This is a genomic window from Dictyobacter sp. Z7_2 (assembly GCF_057551105.1).
The window spans coordinates 730433-757178 of the sequence record NZ_BAAJPE010000001.1 but is presented as its reverse complement, the minus strand read 5'-3'; the positions used below and the strand labels follow the sequence as shown (position 1 = coordinate 757178).

2 protein-coding genes are annotated in these 26746 nt (G+C 53.1%); one reads left to right on the top strand and one right to left on the bottom strand.

All coding sequences use genetic code 11. The features are described 5' to 3' along the window. The first annotated feature begins 6 nt into the window (after positions 1-6). Positions 7-6930: a MupA/Atu3671 family FMN-dependent luciferase-like monooxygenase gene (locus AC27N8_RS02875; protein WP_487063761.1), complete on the top strand. Its 6924-nt coding sequence runs from the start codon at positions 7-9 to the stop codon at positions 6928-6930. Here AC27N8_RS02875 and AC27N8_RS02870 read toward each other — a convergent pair. Then, positions 6924-26699 (bottom strand): non-ribosomal peptide synthetase, encoded by a 19776-nt coding sequence (locus AC27N8_RS02870; RefSeq protein WP_487063759.1) that lies wholly within the window; start codon positions 26697-26699, stop codon positions 6924-6926. The two genes, AC27N8_RS02875 and AC27N8_RS02870, sit on opposite strands and share 7 nt — an antisense overlap. Positions 26700-26746: the final 47 nt, after the last annotated feature.

The following is a 26746-nucleotide window of genomic DNA, read 5'->3' as shown; positions in this document are numbered from 1 at the left end:
AACCTCGTGCAGAATTTAGAAACACGCTTTGTCACCACACCTGAGCTGGTGACAGATCAGAAGATTGATTTTGGATTGATCTTCTTTTCCAGTAATGAGGCCTCTACGGAGCAAAAAAAGTATCGTCTGGTGCTTGAGAGTGCGACATTTGCCGATCAACATGGTTTTTCTTCAATCTGGGTACCTGAGCGTCACTTTACACAAGAAGGCAGCCTTTATCCAAATCCAGCCATTTTACACGCAGCACTGGCAACACAGACACACCATATCCAATTGCGAGCAGGTAGTGTGGTCTTACCCTTACATAATCCTATTCAGATCGCTGAAGAGTGGGCGATGATCGACAATCTTTCTGGCGGTCGCGTTGAGATCTCCTTTGCATCGGGTTGGCATCCCAATGATTTTGTGCTCAATCCAGATGCGTATACGCAGCGGAACGAGATGATGTATGCTGGCATCGAGACAGTGCGGAAATTATGGCGTGGGGAAACAATCACAGCACGCGCCGGCGATGGTCAGATGGCAGAGGTGCGGACCTATCCAGCTCCTTTGCAGCGTGAGCTTCCATTCTGGATTACGGCGGCTGGCAATCCAAATACCTTCGCAACTGCGGGTCGTCTGGGAGCAAATCTGTTAACCCATATGTATAACCAGAGCGTTGAAGAATTGGCTCAGAAGATTCAGATCTATCGCGCTGCACGTGCACAGCATGGCTATGATCCAGCCACAGGTCAGGTTTCTGTCATGTTGCACACGTTCGTGGGACCAGATGAAGAGACGGTACGTGCACAACTTCAGGGTCCTTTCTGTGCTTATTTGCGCTCAGCGACGCATTTACTTGATGCCATCGCGCATAGTCGTGGACAAAAAGTTGATATGAGTACGCTCACCCCTCAGGATCTCGATGATTATTTGATCTTCGTCTTTGAGCGCCTCATCTCCAATCAGCGCGTCCTCTTCGGGACTCCTGAGAGCTGTCTCAAGTTGGTCAAGCAATTGCAGGCCTGTGGCGTCAATGAGATCGCCTGTCAGATGGACTTTGGGGTTTCGACCGAGCTTGTCCTCAGTAGTCTTCCCTATCTTGCCGATCTGAAAGAGCAAGCCAATCTGGTCGCTTTTCATCAGGAAGAGAAGCTGGATCTGTCTGAAATGCGTGTGTATGCAGAAAATTCATTTTCTGATGCCATCCAGCCTCCTCAAGCCTTTTCGCGACAAGTGTTACCGGGATCTGTCCTTGAGCAGATACAACGACGTTGTCGGACGTATCTTGCTCCCGGCCAACTGTATCAGCAGATGGAACAGCACGGCCTCCAATTGAGCGGCCCGTATCAAGCGATCAGCGATATCTGGTACACGACGGGTGAAGCGCTTGGCCTCATCAACACAATTGAGCAAGATGATGAGATGAGTGGGCTCTATCAATTGCCTGTAACGCTGCTTGATACCTGTTGTCTGCTTCTAGTGGCCGCACTTCCCTCAGAAGTTCGCAGCGCTACCAATGTCAGCTATCTTCCAGGAGGCATGAATGATCTTGCCATCCATCAAACAGTGCCACGGCGTCTATGGAGTCATGCACGATTAAGCACACCTCTGACTGGAGGGGAGGCGCAAACCATTATTGGCAATGTGACACTCTATACAGATGATGGCATCTGTATCACAGAAATATCTGGACTACAACTCCAGCGCGTAGAGATAGCCACTACGACGCCTGTCCCTACCTCCGTTGCAGGCTCACTGGACGATCTACTTTATCACTTGCAATGGGAAGAGATGGATTTCTCAAGGCAACAGGCGATGACTGCACAACCATCAGGGGGTCCATGGCTGGTCTTCGGGGATGAACAGGGCGTTGGTGCACAACTCGCGACGCGCTTGCGTCAGCGCGGCGAGCGTTGTGTGTTGGTGACAAAAGGGAAGTCTTTTACGCAACTCGATGAAGGTCATTATCAGATCCAGGCCGATGCGGTCACGGGCCTGCAACACTTGTTGGATGAGCAAAAAGTTTCACCCTTTGGGTATATTATCCATCTCTGGAGTCTGGATGCACCAGTAGCGGAAAGTTTAACGGCCGATGAACTGCTCACGCAACAGGAATTGAATCTCGCCAGTGTGCTCCAGATTATCCAGGCGACCCTGATGTACAGTGATACGCATTCACCACGACTCTGGCTGGTGACACGCGGCGCACAACCAGTTATCATTGATGACATATTACCCGCAATCGCTCAGTCCTCTATATGGGGACTGGGCAAAACCTGTGCCATGGAGCATCCTGAGTTGTGGGGGGGACTGATAGATCTTGATCCTCAGGCAACAGTCTTCTCTTCGGCTGAGAGTCTCCTCGCACATATTTATCCCGAGCAACAAGAAGATCAAGTTGCTTTTCGTCATAATCGGAGCTATGTCGCCCGTCTGCTGCATGCAGCACCGCCCATGATACAGTCTTCCTCTATTCAAGCGGACGCCAGCTACCTGGTCACTGGTGGCTTGAGTGGTTTAGGATTGGCAAGCGCTCAATGGCTACTCGATAAAGGAGCACGTTACCTTGTTTTGCTTGGGCGCACGCAGCTTCGTCCACGAGAGCAATGGGAATATCCTATCTCAAGTGAAATACATGAGGCTGCTATACAGACACTGGAGCGACGCGGCGCTCACATTCATTATACGGCGGTAGATATTGCTGATGCGGACCAATTACAAGCGGCCTTTGACGATCTTGGCACCCAGAAATTCCCTCCACTCCGTGGCGTGTTGCATGCCGCAGCTGTCTGGCAAGATAAGCAGAACCAGTCGCTGATACGACCTTTAGCGATGCTGACAGAGAACGATCTGCGGGAAGTATTACGTCCCAAAGTAGGCGGTAGCTGGAATCTCGTTCGACTCCTCAAACAGGTGCCTCTGGACTTCTTTGTCTTATTCTCTTCTGTTGCATCACTGTTGGGTTCTGCCTCACAGGGAAATTATGCAGCGGCAGGTGAGTTTCTGGATGTGCTGGCTAGCCACCAGCGGATGCAAGGGCGACAGGCAGTAAGCATCGACTGGGGAGCTGTTGCTCATGTCGGCTCTGGCGCAACGGCAGAAGGACTGCATGTTCACACATATTGGGAAAAACGTGGTATCCAACGTCTCGAGCCCCGCAGCGTCTTTGATGTACTGGACCATCTTATTTCACAGGCGAGCAGTCGTGTGGGCGTCGTGAAGATCGATTGGGCTTTACTCGCACAAAGCTATCCTCATTTAGTGGCCTTGCCATTGCTCAGCCACCTGATCTCACCATCAAAAAGTAGCGCAGCTGACGTATCGCCACAAGGCCAGCGGTCCCCACGACAACGGATACTGGCAGCGGCAAACGTACAGCGTTATCCGTTGCTGGCAGAGTATCTTCATCTACAAGTGGCGCAAGTATTACAACTTCCTCCGAACCAACTCGATCCTGATCAGTCGCTGGCCTCATTCGGGCTGGATTCGTTGATGGCTCTTGATCTCAAGCACCAGCTTGAATTCCAGTTGTCTATTCGCATCCCTGTGGTCACATTATTGCAAGGACCGAGTATCGCTCAACTCACGACGTCTCTTCTAGAGCAATTTGCCACAGAAGAGCAGCCACAGTTAGATCCTCACAATGGCAGTTCAGACGTAACTCTGATCCAGCATCGGTTAATGCAGACCCAGGCTGAACAGATGGAACGCTGGGAAGCCGTGTCGTATAACCAACAGGCGCTCTGGTTCCATGCGAATATTGCTCCCGAAAGTTACGCCTACAATCTTCTCTACGCTGTCCGTATCTTTGAGGCCGTGGATAGCTCAGCCTTACAAGCCGCATGCGAACAGGTAGTCCAACGTTATCCTATTCTGACAGCGACCTTTGCGGTAGAGGATGAAAAACTGTCTCTCCATATCGTGCCTCGATTGGCGATCCCCATCGAAGAAATTGATGCTACCAGTTGGAGTAATGAGGCGTTACAACGGGAACTTGAGACCAGAGGCAATCAAGCGATTGATCTGGCTCAGGGACCTCTCTTTCGTATCGTGCTCCTGAGTAAAGGTACTGATGAGACGATTCTGGCTTGTATCTCACATCATATTATTCTCGATTTTTGGGCTTTTAATATTCTCGCCGATGAGCTTTTTCTCCTCTATGGTGCCGCTAAAACACAGACAACAGTAACGCTACCACTACCAGCAACCCAACATAATGACTATGTCCGCTGGCAACAGACGATGCTCTCCAGCCCGATTGGACAACAGCACTGGGACTATTGGAGAGAAACTCTTGCAGCCCCTTTGCCTATACTGAGCCTGCCCACCGATCACCTGCGACCCCCTGTGCAGACCTATTCTGGTGCGACATTCAACCTGACGTTGAGTCAGACACTCACTGAGCAGCTCCGCAGGTTGGCAAATCAGGAAAAAGTTACGCCATTTACGTTGTTGCTGGCAGGCTATCAGACGCTTATCTTTCGCTACACGAACCAGGATGATATCCTGGTTGGAACTCCAGCCCTCGGACGCGATGAAGCGCTCTTGGAACGTATTATTGATGATGTCACGAATCCCGTTATCATTCGTAGCCACCTGACTCCAGGACTCTCTTTTGTGCAGCTCTTACGAGAATCCCAGCAGAAAGTCTTGCAGGCATTAAAGCATCAAGACTATCCTTTCCCGCTTCTCGTCGAACGCTTACAACCCGCACGTGATCTCAGCTATCCTCCACTCTATCAGACCGCCTTTATTTGGGATAAGCCGCGCAGCCGCTCTGGATCTACGCGCTTAACATTTGAACCATTTCTCTATGGTCAGCAAGGGGCACTCTTTGATCTCGCACTGACGATATTTGAATTTGACGATACATTAAGCACGAGTTTTCGCTATAATACAGATCTCTTTGAGGCCGCAACGATTGAACGTCTGGCGAGGCACTTTCTGGTTCTGTTGGAACATATCGTGACACAGGTAGAGCAACCAATTCAAGCCATTCCCTTGCTAACACCGCAAGAACAGCAGCAAATTGTCGTGGATTGGAACAAGACAGCATGTATATTCTCCCCAGACCTCTGCATCCAACTGATCGAGAAGCAGGCTTTTCAGCAGCCTGACGCTATCGCTATCCGCTTTGACGATAATGAGATCAGCTACCAACACTTAAACATGCAAGCCAATTATTTAGCGGCGCAGCTTCAACGCCATCATGTTGGTCCAGACACGCTCGTGGGCGTGTATATGGAACGCTCTATTGAGATGGTCATTGCCTTGCTTGCCATTTTTAAAGCCGGAGGAGCCTACGTCCCACTTGATCCAGCCTATCCGGTAGTACGCCTGGAGTATATGCTTGGCGATGCGCACGTCGCGCTTATTCTTACGCAAGAACCGTTGCTCGCACATTTGTATACAACGCATACGAGCGCAGAAATCATCGCTGTCAAAGCCGGCCCATCTACTCTATTAGAGCATGCCCCACAGATACAGATCGATCCTGCCCATCTGGCCTATATGATCTATACATCAGGTTCCACCGGCACACCCAAAGGAGTCATGATTAGCCAGCAGGCGCTTTCCAACCGTCTGCTATGGATGCAAGAGGCATATCATTTGAGCCCGGAGGATCGCGTTTTGCAGAAGACACCATATAGCTTTGATGTCTCTGTGTGGGAATTTTTCTGGCCTTTAATCACTGGAGCCAGTCTGGTTGTGGCGGAGCCAGAGGGACATCAGGACCCGGGCTATTTGAAAGCGCTAATTATCGAGCAGGCTGTCAGTACGCTGCACTTCGTGCCATCCATGCTTCAAGCGTTCCTGCTGGAGTCAGATCTACACGCATGCCTGAGTTTGCGTCGGGTTATTTGTAGCGGAGAAGCCTTACTCCCTGATCTCCAGGCGCAGTTCTTTATACAGTTTCCAGAGCACGTTCATCTGCATAATCTGTATGGCCCTACAGAAGCAGCTATCGATGTCACCCATTGGACCTGCCAGTCAGGTGAGGCCTACGTTCCTATTGGTCGTCCCATTGCTAACACTCAAATCTATCTGCTTGATACTGACCTCCAGCCTGTTCCTATCGGCGTGGCCGGAGAGCTTTACATAGGAGGCACAAATCTCGCTCGTGGTTACTTTAACCGTCCAGAACTAAGCGCTGAAAAATTTGTGCCGAACCCGTTCAGCCAGCAAGAGGGCGGCCGTCTCTATCGTACGGGCGATCTGGCCCGCTATCATCGTGATGGCGCTATTGAGTTTCTCGGACGTATTGATCATCAAGTCAAGCTACGTGGCTTCCGTATTGAACTGGGCGAGATCGAAGCTGCACTGCGCAAGCACGAGGAGATTAAAGAGGCTGTGGTGCTCCTGCATGAGTATCATGATATGGGATCTCTACTGGTGGCTTATATTACTCCATACACAACGATTACAGCATCCATAGAACAATTGCGTGGCTATCTCAGTCGCTTCCTGCCCGCCTATATGGTGCCCGGCACTATCATGACGTTACCCGCTTTCCCGCTGACTGCTAACGGGAAAATTGATCGGCAGGCATTACCTCATCCTGACCGTCAGCAGCGTACAACGGAAACGAGCTTTGTTGTGCCACAAACAGCTCTGCAAGAGCAACTAGCCGCAGTCTGGTGCCAGCTCTTACAGATTTCACAGGTTTCAATCTATGACAACTTTTTTAATCTTGGCGGTCATTCACTGCTGATCACCAGGCTCGCAACGCGCATTCAGAATATGTTTGAAGTCAAAATCTCCTTACGAGAGCTTTTTGAAGTACCAACCATCGAGCAGATGGCGGTACTCATCGAGCAACGCCAGCTGGAGCTGATCATGCAGGCTGAGCAGGTCGATAATGAGGATCTTATGCGGATGCTGGCAAATTTGGATGAGCTCTCCGATGATGACTTACGGCTTTTGTCGGAGCCGAACGATCCTCAATAAATCTTTTTTTGTTCGGCCTCATCGATACAGTGTTGTAATTGACTTGCAAGTGTCGTGACGTGTGGCTCTATCAGCATCGAGAAGTGATTGCCCGGGACGGTATATTCCTTCAGTGGCTGGGTGATAAAAGGTGTCCAGCGCTCCTGAATGTCATCGGATGCCTCTGCGCAGCGCAATATGGTCAGCGGTCCATGATAGGTACCAGGACGATATTGTAGGTATCCTTGCTGATTGATGATAAGGACGTGCATAAGTTGCTTGAATTCTTCCATGCTCATGGATTGCGCAAGATGGTTAGCGACTTTGAGGTGCTCTAAGACGATCTGAAGCTGTCTTTCTGGCGATTCATCACAGAGCTGTTCATAGGTCAGCGCCAGAGATTGAGCGCGGTAACCACTGAAGACTTTGAGATAGTCAATTAAGATGCTGGCATGGATGGCTTTGTCCGATGGTAGAGAGCGAGCAAATGTACTTGAGGTTGCTTCTGTGCCGGGAACTGTGTCGAGCAGGGCCAGCAGCGCTATCTCTGATCCCCGGGCCTGCAATTGGCGTGCCATCTCGAAGGCGACCATCCCACCGGAAGAATGACCTCCCAGGAAGTAAGGCCCCTCAGGCTGGACCTGTGTCAGAGCTTCCACGTAGGCTGTCGCCATCTCCTCGACGCTGGAGAATGGCGTTTGTCCACTGGCCAAACCACGCGCTTGTAAGCCGTAAAATGGGCGATCGGGCCGTAAGCTATGTGCCAGTTGGACATAGCTGTAGACCGTTCCCATCACTGGATGGATACAGAAGAAGGGGCTTTTTTGTCCTGCGTGTTGCAGCGTGACGAGCGGATTCCACGTGTCTATCCGTTTGGATTGCGCTTGTAGGAGAATGGCCTGTTGTTCAATAGTGGGCGCGTTGAAGAGCGCGACAAAGGAGAGCGCTATGCCCAGGCGTTCTTGCATGCCATTGAGTAGTTGGACGGCGAGTAAGGAATTGCCTCCCACTTCAAAGAAGTGATCCTGTATGCCCACCTGAGCGGTTTGTAACACATCGGCCCACAATACCGCCAGTTCTTCCTGTAAAGGAGTCTGTGGAGCCAGATAGGGTGTGCGATGACTCAGATCTTCTATGGTGGGAGCTGGCAAGGCTTTGGTGTTGATTTTGCCGTTGAGTGTGATAGGCCACGTGTCTAAGAAGACTATGTAGGTTGGGACCATGTATTCGGGTAGGAAATTGCGTGCCTGCGCCTGGAGTTGATGCGTGGTGATCCTGTCCTCGCTGTGCCGCAGGATGACATAGGCCACCAGATATTTTTGTGTATTGCTTTCCTCGCGTAATACCACCAGGGCTTCTCGAACTTCTGCCATTAGCTCAAGTACCGATGCAATCTCGCCTAATTCAATACGGAAGCCGCGCAACTTGACCTGCTGATCGTTACGTCCCAGATATTCAAGCTCACCTGTGGTTAGCTGACGGACACGATCTCCAGTACGGTAGAGGCGCTCACCAGGGAGCGTACTAAATGGGTGCGGGATGAAGCGCTCCGCTGTGATCGTCGGTTGTTGCCAATATCCGCGTGCGAGTCCTGGACCTCCAACATATAATTCTCCGGGTATTCCCTGTGGGACCAGTTGGAGGTGCTCGTCGAGGACGTAACAGGATAGGTCGGGGATGGCCTGCCCGATTACACTTCCGGGTTGGGTGACGATGTCTTGCCGCGTGATGGCTCGATAGGTCACATGGACCGTGGTCTCTGTAATGCCATACATATTGATGAGTTGCGGATGCTGATCGTCATGGCGCTTGATCCACGGGGCCAGACGCTTGAGCTCTAAGGCTTCACCCCCGAAGATCACCAGTCGTAACGCCAGCGGAGTTGAGCGCGTCTCGCGGGCTTCGGCTTCGATCAATTGCTGAAAGGCCGAGGGCGTCTGATTGAGCACGGTAACGGCTTCCTGACCGAGGAGTTGGTAGAATATGCCCGGTTCGCGACTGATTGCATAGGGGACAATGATCAAGCGTCCACCTGTCAGCAAGGCACCCCAGATCTCCCAGACTGAGAAATCGAAGGCATAGGAGTGGAAAAATGTCCATGTATCTTGTGGCGTAAAGTGCAACCAGTCATGTGTCTCTGTGAGAAGGCGTATGACGTTGGCGTGCGGGATCATGACACCTTTGGGTGTGCCTGTGGAACCTGATGTATAAATCATGTAGGCCAGATGCTCTGGCTTGCTGCTGTGGTGTAGATTGCTGACCGGTTCGTTTTCCCAGCGTTCTCCCATGGTGTTCAGGCAAAGATAGCGCGTCGTCTGAGATGCGATGATCGCTTCAAAGGTTGCTTGCGTTAACACGAGCAGCGGATCGGTCTCGTCCAGCATCAAGGCCAGGCGCTCGACTGGATAAGAAGGATCAAGCGGTACATAGGCTCCCCCTGCTTTGAAGATCGCCAAAAGTGCGATAATCAGGTCGGGACAACGTTCCAATGCGACGCCCACAAAGATATCGGGTCCGACTCCTTGACGACGTAGATAATGTGCCAGTTGATTCGCACGGCTATTTACTTCTGCATAAGTTAGGGCTGTCTGCTTACCCAGTACAGCGATAGCATCCGGGGACCGGGTGGCCTGAGCTTCAAATAGTTGCTGAATATTCCCTGTGGGTGGTTTCTGAGCACTTCTGGCGTCAGATTGTGCGAGTTGGATCTGCGTCTCAGTGGATGTCATCAATGGAAGTTGCTCGATTGTAAGCTCTGGATGAGTTACAATGGCTGCTAATATGACTTGCCAATGGGTGATCATGCGCTCGATCGTTTGGGCTTCAAAGAGCGATGTATTGTATTCAAATGATACGACAAGCTCATCGTTGTATTCGCGTGCCTCTACAATCAGATCAAAGCGCGCATTTTGTATCGCACTTCCCAATGGCTTCCAGGATAACTCTGGTAGCTCCAGTGCCGTGTATGGATAATTCTGGAGCGTAAAGAGTACCTGGAAGAGGGCTGTGTGACTGAGTGAGCGCTCGATAGGAAGAGACTCTAGCAGCTTTTCAAAGGGAACATCCTGATGCGTGTAGGCATCCAGTGTCATGTGTCGTACGCGTGCGAGCAGGCGTAGAAAACTTGGATTTCCATGCAGATCGGCGCGTAATACCAGCGTGTTCACAAAGACGCCAATCAGATTTTCAAGCGCAGGCTGTGTGCGATTGGCGATAAAGGTGCCGGTCGCAAAGTCTTGCTGACCACTATAGCGCATCAGTAAGATCTGCCAGGAGGCCAGGAGCGTCATGAAGAGCGTCGCATGCTCACGTTGGCTGAGGTGTTTGATCTGTGCAAGCAATGCGTGTGGCATCTGCCAATCGATGCGTCTGCCTTGATAGGTCTGCACGGCCTGACGTGGATGGTCCAACGGCAGATCCAGGAGTTCTGGTAGATCTTGGAGCTGGCTTTTCCAATAGGCCAGCTGCGTTTGCAGGACTGTTCCCTGGAACCACTGACGCTGCCAGAGGGCGTAGTCGACGTATTGGATAGGGAGCTCCGGCAACGTGATTGGCTTCCCTGTTGTATACGCCTGATAGTATGCTGTCAGATCACGTACTAGCAATCCTGTAGACCATCCATCCGAGAGAATGTGGTGCAGCGTCAGGAATAGCACGTGTTCCCGCTCGCCGAGTCGCAGGAGCGTGGTGTGTAGCAATGGACCGTGTACCAGATCAAAGGACTGTTGAAATGCCTGTTGGACCAGTTGTGTCAGAAGCGCCTCGCGTGTCTCGGCTGACAAATCGCTGAGATCGAGCAGCGGTAAGCTGACCGAGGATGTGGGGGCGATGACCTGGATGAGTTGTCCGCGTGTGTTTGCAAAGGTCGTACGCAGGATTTCATGGCGGTGCACCAGGGCCTCAAAGCTGCGCTGGAGGGCAGCAACGTCGACACGGCCCTGGAGACGTAATGCGGCTGGCATGGATGTGCCACTGCGGTCAAGTTGTTCAAGCAGCCAGAAACGTTCCTGGGCAAAGGAAAGTACCTGGGGCTGCTGACGATCTCTCGCTACAAGCGGAGGCATGGATGCGGTGAGTGGATCTCGTTGCAGGCGTTCAATCTCCTGGGCCAAGCCTCTGATGGTGGGCGATTGAAAGAGGCTGCGTACCGGCAGCTCAAGATGGAAGATCTGGCGCAGGCGTCCAATAATCTGCGTCGCCAGTAAAGAATGACCTCCCAGCGCAAAAAAGTTCGCATCTATGCCGATGTGGGGGTGCAGCAGGACTTCAGACCACTGGGCTGCTATAAGCTCCTGGATCGGTGTTTGTGGCTCAAGTAAGACCTCATGTGTATCAGATATATCAAGCGTTGGGCGTGGTAAGGCTCTGCGATCGATTTTACCACTCGCGGTAAGGGGTAGGGCAGGCAAGCTGATAAAGAAGGATGGAAGCATATAGTCGGGAAGCTGTCCGCGCAAAAAGTGGCGTAACTCGTCTCTATTGATCTCGTGCTCGCTGGAGGAGGGGACGAGATATGCGATTAGAGAAGATGTCGCAGCATTTTCCTTGTGAAGTATGATAATGCTTTCTTTCACTGTCGGGAAAGAGGTAAGCACCGCTTCAATCTCACCTGGTTCAATGCGGAAGCCTCGCAGCTTGATCTGTTGATCCACGCGTCCCAGGAACTCTATATTTCCATCGGAGCGATAACGTGCTAGGTCTCCAGTGCGATACAGGCGCTGCCCCGGAGTCCGGGAAAAAGGATGGGGAAGAAAGCGTTCTGCGGTCAATAGCGATTGTCCGAGATAGCCACGCGCCAGATTATCACCGCCGATATAGAGCTCTCCAACGATGCCCACTGGCACAGGCTGTCCAAGTGTATCCAGTACGTAGAGCTGCGTATTGTCGATTGGACGACCAATTGGCGGCAGAATTGGCCACTGTTGCGGATTATTATGCAGTGCATAAGAGGTGACGACATGGCTTTCACTGGGTCCGTAATGATTATAGAGCACACTTTCGGGGAGACGCTCCATCCAGGCTACAATCGACGGTGTGATCTGGAGCTGTTCTCCGGCGGTAATGATGCAACGCAGTGCCAGCGCCAGATGGGCTTGTGTCTCTGCCTCCAGTGCCAATTGCTGCAATGCGACATATGGTACAAAGATACGCTCAATCTGCTGGCGTGCGAGGATGGCTAATACTGCTTCGGGATCGCGTCGCATCTCGTCGTCAGGCAGCATGACAAGCGTGCCGCCACTCTGCCAGGTCGTGAAGAGTTCCTGACAGGAGACGTCAAAGTTCAAGGGCGCAAATTGCAGGACGCGTGTTCCCATCTGCAAGGGAAGTTCCTGTGCCTGCCAGGTGAACAGGTTGAGGAGCGCTTGATGCGAGAGCATGACTCCTTTCGGCCGGCCTGTCGAGCCAGAGGTATAGATGACGTACGCCAGTTGCTCCACAGACACATTGATGTCTGGATTCTGGGTGGGTTGGTGCATCAGTTCGGCTGGAGGTTGATCCATTGTGAGATAACGCAGATGTGCCTCTGATGCGAGCTCATCAAAGAGCGCGAGAAGCGCAGTCTGCGTCAAAATCCAGGCAGGCTGAGCATTTTGGAGCAGAAAGGCGAGACGCTGCTGCGGATAGGATGGGTCGAGTGGCAGATAGGTTCCACTTGCTTTGAGTATCGCTAATACCCCTATGGCAAGCTCGCTGCAACGCTCCATGCAGATACCAATGACGGTCTCAGGACCAACTCCCTGTCGTTGGAAATAGTGAGCCAGTTGATTGGCACGTCGGTTGAGCTCAGCGTAGGTGAGCGATTGTTCCTCAAAGGCTACGGCTACGACGTCTGGAGTGCGCAGCGTCTGCTGCTCAAAGAGCTGATGAATACCCTGCAATGGATATGGATGGTGCGTCGCATTCCAGGTCTCAAGCACTTGAACTTGTTCGTCCGCTGTCAGTAGTGGTATCTCTCTGACGTGTTGGTGTGGATGTTGTACGACGCCTTCCAGCAATGTTTGCCAGTGGCGCAGCAGATGTATCATGGTGTCTTCTTTGAAGAGATTGGTATTGTATTGCAAGGTTCCGGCAAGACCTTGCTCTGTCTCTCCAATAAAGAGCGTCAGATCGAACATGCTCGTGGTTCGTTCTATGTCAAGCACACTCATCTGTAATCCCGTTTGAGCCCCCGGCTCCTGAGGTGTGTTCTGCAAGACAATGAGCACCTGAAAGAGTGGGGTTCGACTCATGTCGCGTGCAGGCGAGAGTTCTTCTACAATTTTTTCAAAGGGGAGGTCCTGATGAGCATAGGCATCCAGGCAGATCTCTCGTACACGTTGCAGGAACTGCTCAAATGGAGGATTCTCAGAGAGATCGCTACGCATGACGAGCGTGTTAACGAAGAACCCTATTACATCCTCAATTTCGCTCTGCTGACGATTGGCAATGGGCGTTCCTACGCTAATGTCGTTTTGTCCACTGTAACGCATGAGTAGCACCTGGAAGCTCGCAAGCAGCAGCATAAAGAGCGTTACATGCTGTTGCTGGCTGAGCGATTGCAATGCCTCAGAGAGTTGTGCCGAGAAGCGCCATGCTTGATTGCGTCCATGGAATGTCTGTATCGCTGCACGTGCGTAGTCTGTGGGCAGATCGAGTGGAGCGCTGGCCGTCAACTGCTTACGCCAGTAAGCCATCTGTTGTTCCAGAATGTCTCCCTGGAGCCACTGCCGCTGCCAGAGCGCATAGTCGGCATACTGTATGGGCAGCGGAGGCAGCGGAGACGCTTGTCCTGTGGCAAAGGCGTGGTATAGCGTCGTGAAATCGCGCACTAGCACGCTGTTAGACCAACCATCGGTGATAATGTGGTGCTGGGTCAGCAGAAGTATATGCTGGTTGGGGGCCAGACGCAGAATGGTTGTGCGCAGTAACGGCCCCTGTTTTAGATCACTGGGCCGTCGAGCCTCCTGTTCGGCGAACTGTCGCACTTCCCGTTCTTGCTGCTCTTGAGGAATTCCATGCAGATCAAGTACTGGGACATTTATCTGTCCGACGGTATGAATTACCTGCACCGCTTGTCCATCATACTCCATAAAAGTCGTGCGTAAACTTTCATGGCGTTGCACTAACGCTTGGAGACTCTTCTCCAGTACTGATACGTTCAGCTCACCCTGGATGCGCAGGGCAATTGGTAGGAGATAAACCGTATTTCCCGGTTCCAACTGGTCCAGAAACCAGAGTCGCTGCTGGGCAAAGGAGAGTGGGATCACTGCGGGGCGTGTCTGTATCTCCAGAGATGGCAGCAGGATTGCTTGTCTCTGACGCATGGCTCGCTCGATGCGCTGCGCAAACGCGGCGATGGTGGGAGCTTCAAAAACTGTCCGCAACGGGAGGTCGATCTTTACTACTCTACGCACTTGCCCGATCAGGCGGGTCGCCAGCAAAGAATGTCCTCCCACCTCGAAGAAGTTCTCGTCTAGTCCTACTGTGGGACGTGCCAGTATCTGTCTCCATATGCCTGTCAACAGATCCTCAAGCGGCGTTCTGTCCCTGTCTGCCAGGGACACGCTGTCTGCTTGAAGCGTTTCTGGCGCAGGTAAGGCGTGTCGATTAACCTTGCCGTTAGGTGTTAAAGGTAACGCTGCGAGGAATACAAATGCCGCAGGGAGCATGTACGTTGGGATACGCATTTGGAGTGCACTACGTAGCTCGTGGCTGCTGAGCTTCGCGTCTGGTCGTCCCACGACATAGGCGACCAGACGTGTGTCCCCAGGCCGGTCTTCGCGCATTTGAACGATGCTATTCTCAACGTTCGGATGCGCCTTCAGGGCCGCTTCGACTTCTCCCAACTCAATGCGATAGCCTCGCAGTTTGATTTGCTGATCACTGCGTCCCAGATAGTCAAGAATGCCATTGGAGCGATAACGTCCCAGGTCGCCCGTACGATAGAGGCGAGCTCCTGCATCTTGATGAAAGGGATCAGGGACAAACTTCTCGGCGGTTATCGCAGCTTGTCCATAGTATCCTCGCGCCACACCGACGCCACCGACGTAGATCTCTCCCGGTACGTCGGGTGGAACCGGATGCATGTCAGCATCCAGGAGATAGATGTGCGTGTTGGCGATAGGACGTCCAATCGGCAGACCGGCGTGTGGATCCAATTGACTAGCTTCATAGTAGGTCACGTCTGCGGCAACCTCAGATGAACCATACAGATTGAGCAAACGCGCCCGGGGAAGCGTTGCGGGGAAGCGTTGCGCCAGTTCCACCGGGAGCGGCTCTCCACTACTAACCCAGAGGGTCAGTCGCCGCAACAGGAATCCTACCTGTTCTTGCTCCGTCAGAATCGCGTGCAATAAGGAGGGGACCAGTACGATACGGGTGACGGCCTGCTGTTCAAGCAGCAGACACAATTGTGATGGATCTTTGACGAGCTCATCGGTGATGATCACGAGTGGTATGCCCTGGAGTAGAGGTCCAAAGATTTCCCAGACGGCATCTACAAAGCTAAGATTTGTTTTCTGACAACATATCTCTTGTGGCTCAAATGGATATGTCTGCCACATCCAGGAAAAACGGTTTACAGTCGCACGGTGCGTACCCATGACCGCTTTCGGACGACCAGTCGAGCCGGAGGTGTAGATGACATAGGCAAGTTGGTCAGATGATCCGGTCCAGCGTACTGGCTCATGCGACAGCTGTGAAAGATGTGTCCATAGTTGATCGAGATAAAGCACATCCATAGATGTGTGTGGAAGGCGTTCCCGCACGGAGGTGTGACTCAGGACAATTTCTACCTGAGCGTCCAGGAGCATGAAGGCCAGACGCTCCTGGGGGTAGGCTGAATCGAGCGGAACATAGGCTCCTCCCGCTTTGAGGATACCAAGCAAGCCTATAACCATTTCTAGCGAACGCTCCATGCATAGGCCGACCAGTACCTCGGGACTCACTCCGCGTCCTTGCAAATATCTGGCTAGTTGATTGGCACGTCGATCTAGCTCAGCATAAGTGAGCAGCTGCTCCTCAAAGAGTAGCGCTACCGCATCAGGTGTCCGCTGCGCCTGCTGCTCGAAGAGCTGATGCACTGCCAATTCCTGTGGATAGTCACTCTGTGTGGCGTTCCACTGGACCAGTATCTGCTGGCGTTCCTGCGTTGAGAGCAGCGAGATATTCTCCAGTGGCTGTTGCGGTTGCTCTACCAATGTCTGGAGGATGGCCTGAAGCTGCTGGAGTAGTCGGCTGATCAGCTCTTCCTCAAAGCGTGTCGCATCATACTGTATGCGCAGTAGTAGCGTATCGTTGTCGGGAAAGACCCAGAGTACTAGTGGAAAATTGGTTTGTTCCTGATGTCTGCTTTCTTCCAACGTGATCTCCTGGGATTGTCCTAATAGCGATGCTGTCACCGGGTAGTTCTGGAAGATGATGAGACTTTCAAGTAAGGGGTGTTCGGTGGGAATCTCACTCCAGGTCTGGATCTGCATCAGCGGAGTATATTCATACTCGCGTGCCTCGATCTGTTGGTTCTGTAGTGTTCGTAGCCAGTCTCCTGCGGCTCTCCGGTGGGGAAGATGGACACGTATCGGTAGCGTATTGATAAAGACTCCAAACATCGTCTCTACTCCCGAAAGCTCCGGAGGACGCCCCGTGGTCGTGGCCCCAAAGAGTACATCATCGTCGCCACTGTAGCGACTCAGTAAGAGCGCCCAGGCCCCCTGAATCAATGTATTGAGTGTGATCTGCTGCTGCTGGGCTCCGGCGGTGATGGTCGCTGTCAGCGCTGAAGAGCACACGACGTGTTGGGCTACGGCCGGTGTCCAGTGTGGGTGAGTGGTCTGCTCAGAGCGTCCTGGTAAGCGCGTGGAGGTCCGCAGTCCCTGAAGATATCCTCTCCAGAATTGTTCTGCTTTCGCCAGATCGTGCTGTTGCAGCCAGAGTAGATAGTCGCGATATGGGCGGACGGCTGGCAGGTTCGGTTGCTTTCCCTGGCACAACGCTTGATAGTAGGTTTGCACTTCGGTCAGCAGGAGCGCTTGTGACCAGCCATCGGTGATCAAATGATGCATGCTGAGATGGAAGGTGTAGGTCTGGTCCTGCAAACGCACGAGCGCCAGACGTAGTAATGGAGCAGTACCCAGCTGTGCGCTGGTGAGTTGTGTGATTTCTCTTAATCTCTCCAGTCGCTCCTGCTGTTGGAGTGGTGAGGAGGAACGCCAATCCTGGAATTCACAGGAGCTTTCTATATGGCGTAACACGACCTGTAGCGGTTGCGTGACTCCTTCCCAGACAAAGAGGGTACGCAACATGGCATGACGCTGGATCACGGAACTCCATGCCTCTTGCCAGGCCGCAACATTTACCGCTCCCTGGATAATCCACTCAAACTGATTATCGTACACATCAGCTTCTGGGGTATAGAGACTATGAAAGAGGAGTCCAGTTTGCATTGGTGAGAGCGGATAGATGTCTTCGATAGCCTGACCGGGTCGACCTGTCTGTGCCTGCGGAATCTGTGCCACGAGAGCATCAAGCTCGGATTGGGTGAGCGTCACGAGCGGGAAATCTGAGGGGGTGTAGCCGCCGACCTCGGGCGTCTGACACAGCTCGATGAGTGCGACGAGAGCATCAAGATATGCTTGAGCCAGTTTCTCAATGGTCCGGGGCTGATGCACTTCCTGGCTATACTGCCAACTGAAGTACAGCTGTTCCCCTTCGATACTGCCAACTATTTCTAAGAGATGAGGACGTATCTCTAATGAACTGCGCGTGGCTCCGGTATCAAGTGGAGACGCAGAGAACAACGACGTGGAGGAAAATGAGGCATCAAATTGCCCAAGGTAGTTGAAGATAATCTGCGCTCGCGGCTGCGCTGCCAGAGCAACAACCACCTGGGGGTCTTGCGTCAAAAAGCGCAGCATTCCATAGCTCATACCCTTGTGTGGCACGTGTCGCAGTTGCTCTTTGACCGCTTTGAGCGTGTCCAGGGGATGGGTCGCACATTCTAACAGCAGCGGAAACAGGGTCGTGAACCAGCCAACGGTACGGGTGATGTCCACCTCGTCGCTGATCTCCTCACGGCCATGCCCCTCCAGGTCGATAAGTACGCGAGACTGTCCCGTCCAGCCGGTAACAGCTTGTACCAGAGCAGCCAACAACACCTCGGTGATCTGTGTATGATAGGCTTCCGAGACCTCCTGAAGTAAGGCGTGTGTATGCGTTCGCGAGAGCGCGACACGATGCGTTCGACTATGGGCAAATGTTGGCTGGCTGGCTGGCAGATCCTGAGGGAGTGGCTGGATGTGAGCACGGGCGGGATCAAGCCAGTAGGTCTGATCTGAGCGGAGCCGGGGTGTCTGGGCATACTGTCGGAGATAGTGGGACCAGGCTTGCCACGAGGTTGTTTTATCCGCGAGCCCGATGGGCTGATGGCTTGAAAGCTGCTTGTAGGCCGCCTCAAGATCTTCGAGCAGGATGCGCCAGGAGACGCCGTCGACGGCGAGATGATGAATGATTAGCAGTAGATACGCCGCATGGTCTGATCCATGTAGAAAATAGAGCGAACGGAACAAGAGACCCGCGCTCAGATCCAAGTGTGCCTGTGCAGACTCTGCCAGAGCTAGTTGGATCGGGAAGCGCTGTTGTTCCGGTAAGCCGGAGAGATCGACGAAGAGTCCCGGAGGCGTCGTCGGGGTAGCGGCGATCTCCTGTTGCCATCCGTCAATGCGGGATGTAAAGCGCAGGCGCAGCGCGTCGTGGTGCAGGACGAGTTGTTGTAACGCCTGTTGGAGCCAGTGCAGCTGGAGTGGTTCAAGCGTCGAGAGCATGATGGCCTGATTAAAGTGGTGAGGGGCAGGCAACGAGCGCTCGAAGAACCAGTGCTGGATCGGTGTCAGCGGGACAGGTCCTGTAACCAGGGCTTGTGATGATTGAATGGTTGTAGTCGCTGTGGCCACGCGGGCCAGTTGGGCGATGGATGGGTATTGAAAGAGTTGTTTGGGCGTCAGATGCAGTCCGGCGGCTCTGGCGCGTGAGACCATCTGAATGCTGAGAATGGAGTCGCCTCCCAGCGTAAAGAAATTGTCATGAACGCCGATCTGCTCAACTCGGAGTAACTGCGACCAGATGCGGGCCAGCAGCATCTCTGCTGCGTCGTTCGGCGCGACAAACGTTTCGGCGGGCTCGGATTGTAATTGTTCAGGGATAGGTAGGGCACGTCGATCGACTTTGCCGTTGGGGGTGAGGGGGAGAGCGTCTAGCAAGATAAACGTCGCAGGTAGCATATACGATGGCAGGCGCTCTTGTAGAAATGCGTGTAACTCATTGCTTGTGAGGGTGTGCTTTGTTTCTCCTACGACATAAGCCACCAGACGTTTTACGCCTGGCTGATCTTCTCGAGCCAGGATAACACATTCCTGCACACCTGCCTTGGTCCGCAGGGTGGACTCGATTTCTCCAAGCTCGATGCGGTAGCCGCGTAGCTTTACTTGTTGATCATTACGTCCTAAAAATTCGAGCGTGCCATCAGGTCGATGACGGGCCAGATCGCCTGTTTTGTATAAGTATGCACCTGCAATCTCTGCAAAGGGATTATGGACGAATTTGGCGGCTGTCAACGCTGCGTCATGGAGATAGCCTGCACCAACTCCACTTCCTGCGATGTAGATGTCTCCTATATGCAGTGGAGGTACAAGCTGCATGTGGGCGTCCAGGATAAGTAGCTGCGTGTTCGCGATTGGATGGCCTAAGGGAATCGTGGCGTCGACAGTCAACTCGGCTTCAGTGATGCGATGGAAGGCTACGACATCACTGCACTCGGTCGGTCCATAGGTGTTGACTATTTTTCCCTGAAATAGTGGAGCATGCAGCCAGGACCGAAGTCGGCTTGGCGTGATTGTCTCGCCCCCTAAAAACACTGTGCGCAACGATTTCAGGGATTCATATGCGCCGGCTTCCGCTGCTTCAAGCAGAGGGTAGAACATGCTCGGTGTGCAGTTGAGGAGAGAGATTTGGCGCTGAGCAATTGTCTGGCAAATCAGATCAATATCGTAACCGGTCGACTGTATGTTTACGCAGCCCCCAACCAGCAAGGGAGCAAGCAGGTTTTTCTGGGTGAGGTCAAAGCTGAACGAGGTTATGACCAGATCTTGATCATGCGCACTGAGGTGGAATTCAGAGATAAGCCAGGTAAGCAGGTTGAAGAACCCTTTGTGATAGACACCTGCTCCTTTGGGAACTCCAGTTGAACCAGACGTATAGATCATGTACGCGAGATTGGCAGGTGTGACTAGATTGGGTAGATTGCTGGTAGGCTTGTCGTGGAAGGTAGACCAGGATACATCATTAATCAGGAGGATATGGCCGGATATGATTGCTTGAAGTTCTGGGAGCTGTGTTTGGCTGAGTACCACGTACGGTTGACATTCGGCCAGGATGCGTGTAATACGCTCCTGCGGATAGGTTGGATCGATAGGCACGTAAGCTCCTCCCGCTTTGAGGACTGCGAGCAAGCTGACGACTATCTCCAGTGAACGCTCCAGGCAGAGCGCGACCAATACATCTGGAGCCACTCCCAACGTCCGCAGATGATGAGCCAGTTGGTTGGCACGTTGGTTTAGCTCAGCATAGGTGAGCTGCTGCTCATCGAAGACTAGCGCCACAGCATCGGGTGTCCGCTGGACTTGCTGCTCAAAGAGCTGATGAACAGTTAGATGACCGGGATAGTCGCGCTGCGTGGCATTCCATGCGACCAAAACTTGCTGACGCTCCTGCGCTGAGAGGAGCGAGATGCGGTGCAGAGGTTGTTCAGGTTGCTCTATAAATGCCTGGAGGATGCGTTGAAGTTGCTGGAGCAGACGATTGATGAGATCCTCTTCAAAGCGAGCGGCGTCATACTGGAGGCTGAGTCCTAACGTGTTTTGATGAGGGACGATGAGCAGTGCCAGGGGATAGTTGGTTTGCTCCTCATGCCTGCTTCCCTCCAACTTCATCTCTTCGGATTGCCCCAATACTGATGTCGCCTCAGGATAGTTCTGGAAGACGATGAGACTGTCAAAGAATGGCTGTCCGGTGGGAATCTCACTCCAGGTTTGGATCTGCGCCAGCGGAGTGTATTCATGCTCGCGAGCCTCGACCTGTTGGCTCTGTAAGGCGCGTAGCCAGTCTCCTACTGAATGGGTTGGGGAGACCTGTACGCGTACTGGCAGGGTGTTGATGAAGACACCTAACATCGTTTCGACGCCGGGCAACGACGGCGGACGCCCCGTCGTTGTGGCTCCAAAGAGTACTTCATCCTCGCCGCTGTAACGACTCAGCAGGAGCGCCCAGGCTCCCTGTAGGAGCGTGTTGAGGGTGATATGTTGTTGCTGCGCTCCAGCGGTGAGCGCCGCTGTCAGTGAGGTGGAGCACGCGACGTGTTGGGTCATGGCCGTGGTCCAGTGCGGATGGGTGTCCTCTGTACGACCTGGCAAGCGCGTCGCGGTGTGTAGTCCCTGGAGATAACGTCTCCAGAACAGCTCTGCTTTGTCCCGGTCATGCTGCTGGAGCCAGAGCAGGTAGTTGCGATACGGATAGACGGCTGGCGGGTCTGGTTGCTTTCCCTGGCAGAATGCCTGATAGCGCGTCTGTACTTCGGTCAGCAGGAGCGCGTGCGACCAGCCGTCGGTGATTAGATGGTGCATATTGAGATGAAAGGTATAGGTCTGATCCTGCAGACGTACAAGCGCCAGGCGCAGCAGTGGAGCGGTTTTTAGATCCTGACTGGTTATCTCAGTAGCTTGTCGCAAGTGCTCCAGGCGTTCCTGCTGTTGGAGTGGTGAGGAGGAACGCCAATCGAGAAGCTCACAGGAAGGTTCAAGCTGACGCAACACGATCTGTAGTGGCTGCGTGACTCCTTCCCAGACAAAAAGGGTACGCAAGATGGCATGACGCTGAACCACAGCGTTCCAGGCTCCTTGCCAGGCGGCCAGATTCACGGCTCCTTGAATCGTCCACTCCAACTGGTTGCCGTATACACCGGCTTCTGGCGTGTAGAGACTGTGAAAGAGGAGTCCCGTTTGCATCGGTGAGAGCGGATAAATGTCTTCGATGGCCTGGCCTGGGCGTCCTGCCTGTGCCTGTGGAATCTGCGCTACGAGAGCATCAAGTTCGGCTTGGTCGAGCGTCACGAGCGGAAAGTCTGAAGGGGTATAGCCGCCGGCCTCGGGCGTCTGACACAGCTCGATGAGTGTGATCAGGGCGTCAAGATACCATTGGGCTAACTGCTCGATGGTCTTGTACTGATGTATTTCCTGACTGTACTGCCAGTTGAGATGCAGGTGTTCTCCCTGGACGTTTGCTGTGATCTCTAGCAAGTGTGCCCGCGGCTCGGATGGACTGCTGGTTGTTCCTGTTGGCGTTGAAGCAGGCGTGAGTACTGATGTGGGAGAGAATGAGGCATCAAATTGTCCGAGATAGTTGAAGACGATCTGGGCCTGTGGTTGTGCGGCCAGGGCGGCGATCACTTCGGGGTCCTGATTTAGAAAGCGCAGCAGGCCATAGCTCATGCCCTTGTGTGGCACCTGTCGTAGTTGCTCTTTGACCGCTTTGAGGACATCTATGGATGAGCTTGTTATGTCATACTGGAACAAAATCGGAAAGAGCGTTGTGAACCAGCCGACCGTACGAGTCAGATCCATCTCCTCGTTGGTCTCTTCACGACCATGACCTTCTAGATCAATAAGCAGACAAGGCTGTCCTGTCCAGCGTGCAAAAGCTTGCACCAGGGCGGCCAGTAACATCTCGGTAATCTGCGTATGGTAAGCGTCTGCCACTATGTGCAGCAATGCCTGAGTGTGCTCCTGGGAGAGGGTGATCTGGTGTATGCGACTGCTTCTCATCGTGTTGTTGCCCGTTGCCCAATCCTGTGGTAGCGGCTGGATGTTGGTGCGTGCGCTATCCAACCAGTAGGACTGGTCTGCGTGGATTTTTGATGTCTGCGCATAGCGCTGGAGGTGGTTAGACCAGATTTGCCACGAAGTCGTTTTGGCGGCAAGCCTGATGGGCTGGTTGGCGGCTAATTGTCCATATGCTATCTCAAGATCTTCGAGCAGAATGCGCCAGGAGACGCCGTCGATGGCGAGATGGTGAATGATTAGGAGCAGATACGTCGGATGGTGTGATCCATGCAGAAAATAGAGCGAATAGAGCAAGAGACCTGCGCTCAGATCCAGTTGCACCTGTGCAGATTCTGCCAGGCTCAGTTGGGTCTGGAAGCGCTGGCGTTCGGGTAGGCTGGAAAGATCAATGATGAGGCCGGGAGACGTTGTTGGGATGCCAGCAATCTCCGGCTGCCATCCGTCTGTGCCTGGTGTAAAGCGTAAACGTAAAGCATCATGGTGTAGAACGACGCTTCTTATAGTCTTGAGCAGCCAGTGCAAACGCAGAGGTTGCGTGGTCACAAGCATGATGGCCTGATTAAAGTGTTGAAGGGCGGGCAACTGGCGCTCGAAGAACCAATGTTGGATTGGTGTCAACGAGACAGGCCCTGTGACCAGAATTTGTGGCGTCTGACTGGTAGAGGTGATAGAGACAACACGGGCGAGTTGGGCAATGGATTGGTATTGAAAGAGCTGTTTGGGCGTCAGGTGCAGTCCGGCGGCTCTGGCGCGTGAGACCATCTGAATGCTCAGGATCGAGTCGCCTCCCAGTGCAAAGAAGTTGTCGTGGATGCCGACCTGCTCGACTCTGAGGAGTTGCGACCAGATGCGAGCAAGTGTGACTTCTGTCTCGGTGGCTGGCGCGACAAAGCTTTCGGCGAGCTCGGGATGTAGTTGTTCTGGTATCGGCAGGGCACGGCGATCGATCTTGCCATTGGTGGTCAGGGGGAGAGCGTCAAGGAACATAAACGTTGTAGGTACCATATAGGATGGCAGGCGCTCTTGCAGCAGTGTACGTGATGCATTACTCGTAAGCGTTTCTTCTCCCTGTCCAACGATATAGGCGACCAGACGTTGCTCGCCCGGTCGATCTTCGCGGACCAGAACGATACAGTCCTTGACCCCAATCTGGGCTCGCACGACGGTCTCGATCTCGCCTAACTCGATGCGCTGTCCCCGGATCTTGACTTGCTGGTCCAGACGTCCCAGGTATTCAATGGAGCCATCGGGCAGATGACGCGCCAGGTCTCCGCTGCGATACAGGCGTTGCCCCGGCTCGCTACTCCAGGGATGGGGGATGAAACGCTCGGCGGTCAGATTGGCGCGCTTCAGATAGCCACGAGCCAGGTTGATTCCTCCGATATAGAGCTCGCCGGCCACGCCAATGGGCACGGGTTGCAAGAAGCGATCAAGCAGATAGATCTGGGTGTTGGCGATGGGCATGCCGATGGGCACGATGGTGTCTGTGGGCTGGCAAGACCAGGCGGTGACATCGATGGCGGCCTCGGTGGGACCATAGAGGTTATGCAACTGTACGTGTCGGGGAAAATGAGCGAAAAAGCTGGTCTGGAGATCAGGGGAGAGCGCTTCTCCGCTGCACATGACCTGACGGAGACTCTGGCAGGCGTCCAGGGCAGGTTCCTGCAAAAAGACGTGGAGCATGGAGGGGACAAAGTGGAGCGTGGTGATAGCTTGCTCGACAATCAGATCGCGCAGATAGGTTGGATCGCGATGTCCCTCCGGACGAGCCATGATCAGGCTGGCTCCCGTGGTCAGCGGCCAGAAGAATTCCCAGACCGAGACATCAAAGCTGTAGGGCGTTTTTTGCACGACGCGATCCCACGGGAAGAGATGATAGTGTTCCTGTCTCCAGTACAGATAGTTTCCAAGCCCACGATGGGTGTTCATGGTGCCTTTAGGCTTGCCGGTTGAGCCCGATGTGTAGATCACATAAGCGAGATTTTCAGAAGCTACGTCGACTGGTAACTTGCTCGATGTTGTCTCCGTGATCTGTTCCCATTGACGATCCAGATGGATAGCCTCAATGCCGTTCGACAGAGCCAGAGGAAGATCCTGATGTGTCAAAACTATCTGCACATTGGCATCAGCCAACATGAATGAGACGCGTTCAGCCGGATAAGTGGGATCTACTGGTAGATAGGCCCCGCCTGCTTTGAGCACCGCGAAGAGTGCTATAACCATCTCCAGGGAACGTTCCATGTAGATTCCCACGAGCTCGTCGGGACCAACTCCCCGCTGTTGCAAATAAGCGGTCAGTTGATCGGCGCGCCGGTTTAGTTCTTCGTAGCTGAGTTGGTGCCCCTCAAAGATCAAGGCGATGGCGTCGGGAGTGCGTTGCACCTGTTGCTCAAAGCGTTGATGGATACATATGTCCTGAGGGTAATCGCGCTGTGTTCGATTGTGTAATCCCAGAATATGTTCGCGTTCGCCCTCAGTTAGTAGAGGCATCTCATCAATAGAGCGGTGCGGATCGCGTAGCACGGTTTGGACGATGGTTTGCCAATGATTCAGCAGGTGCTGGATTGACTCCGCTTCAAAGAGCTTACTATTGTACTCGACTGTACAAAGTAATCCGTGCTTGCCTTCTGTTACTGTGAAGGTCAGATCAAATTTGCTGATGCTGCTTTCTACCTCTAGCAGGCTCATCTGAATATCGGCCACGTTGTATTGTTCGTAGGGCGTGTTTTGTAAGATAAACATGACCTGGAAGAGTGGCGTGCGACTCAGGTCACGATCAATGTCGAGCGCCTCGACAATCTGCTCAAAGGGCAGATCTTGATGAGCATAGGCACTCAAGCAGACCTCGCGTACACGCTGAAGTAGTTCTAGAAAGCTGGGGTTGCCGGAAAGATCGCTACGCAGCACTAATGTGTTGACGAAGAAACCAATGACGTTCTCGATCTCGGCCTGCTGTCGATTGGCAATCGGAGTCCCGACGCTGATGTCGCTTTGTCCGCTATAACGCATCAATAGGACTTGAAAGCTTGCGAGCAGCAGCATAAATAACGTCACGTTTTCCTGTCGACTCAGACCTTGTAATCCCTGGGTGATCTCGGGTGCAAGGTGCCAGGATTGGCTGGCTCCCTGCTGGCTCTGGATGGCCGGACGTGGATGATTGGTAGGTAAGGCCAGTGGTGATACCCCATCCAGCTGAGTTCGCCAATAGGCCAATTGGCTCTTTAAAACCTCTCCTTGCAACCATCCTCGCTGCCAGAGAGCATAGTCGGCGTATTGAACGGGAAGAGGAGGCAAGGGCGAAGTTTGTTGAGCTACGGCGGCGCGATATAATGTGGTTAACTCACGCACAAAGACTTCGTTGGACCAACCATCAGTGATAATGTGGTGCAGGGTGAGCAAGAGTACATGGCGATCTGGCTCTAGCTGGAGTAGCGTTGTGCGCAGCAAGGGGCCATGCACTAGATCAAAGGCGTGCTGTGCTTCCTGACTGGCCAACCGTTTCAGCTCTTGCTCGCGAAGCTCAGGTCGCAGTCCTTTCAAGTCGATAACAGGTAGAGATGCAAAACCTGTTGGCTCGATTACCTGGACTGGCTGTCCATCCCGGGCTAAAAAGGTGGTGCGTAAGCTCTCGTGCCGCTCAATTAATTCCTGCAAGGCTTGTTTCAAGTAATGGACTTTGACGTCTCCGGCTAACTGAAGTGCGATGGGAATCAGATAAGCCATGCTGTCAGGTTCTAATTGATCCAGGAACCACAAACGCTGCTGGGCAAAGGAGAGCTGGATGAAGTTTGGTGTAGAACGTCTTGTAATAGTCTTTTCATCCAAAACTTGCGTATGTTTACCTTGAGTCCATTTTGCGAAAAGAGCCTGCTTCGTTTTTGAAAGCTGTGACTTTTTTTCTGAAATAGTGTCTTTATCAGGCATCTTGCACCTCTATATGTGAATCCGTATGTATATGAGATCGCGACGTC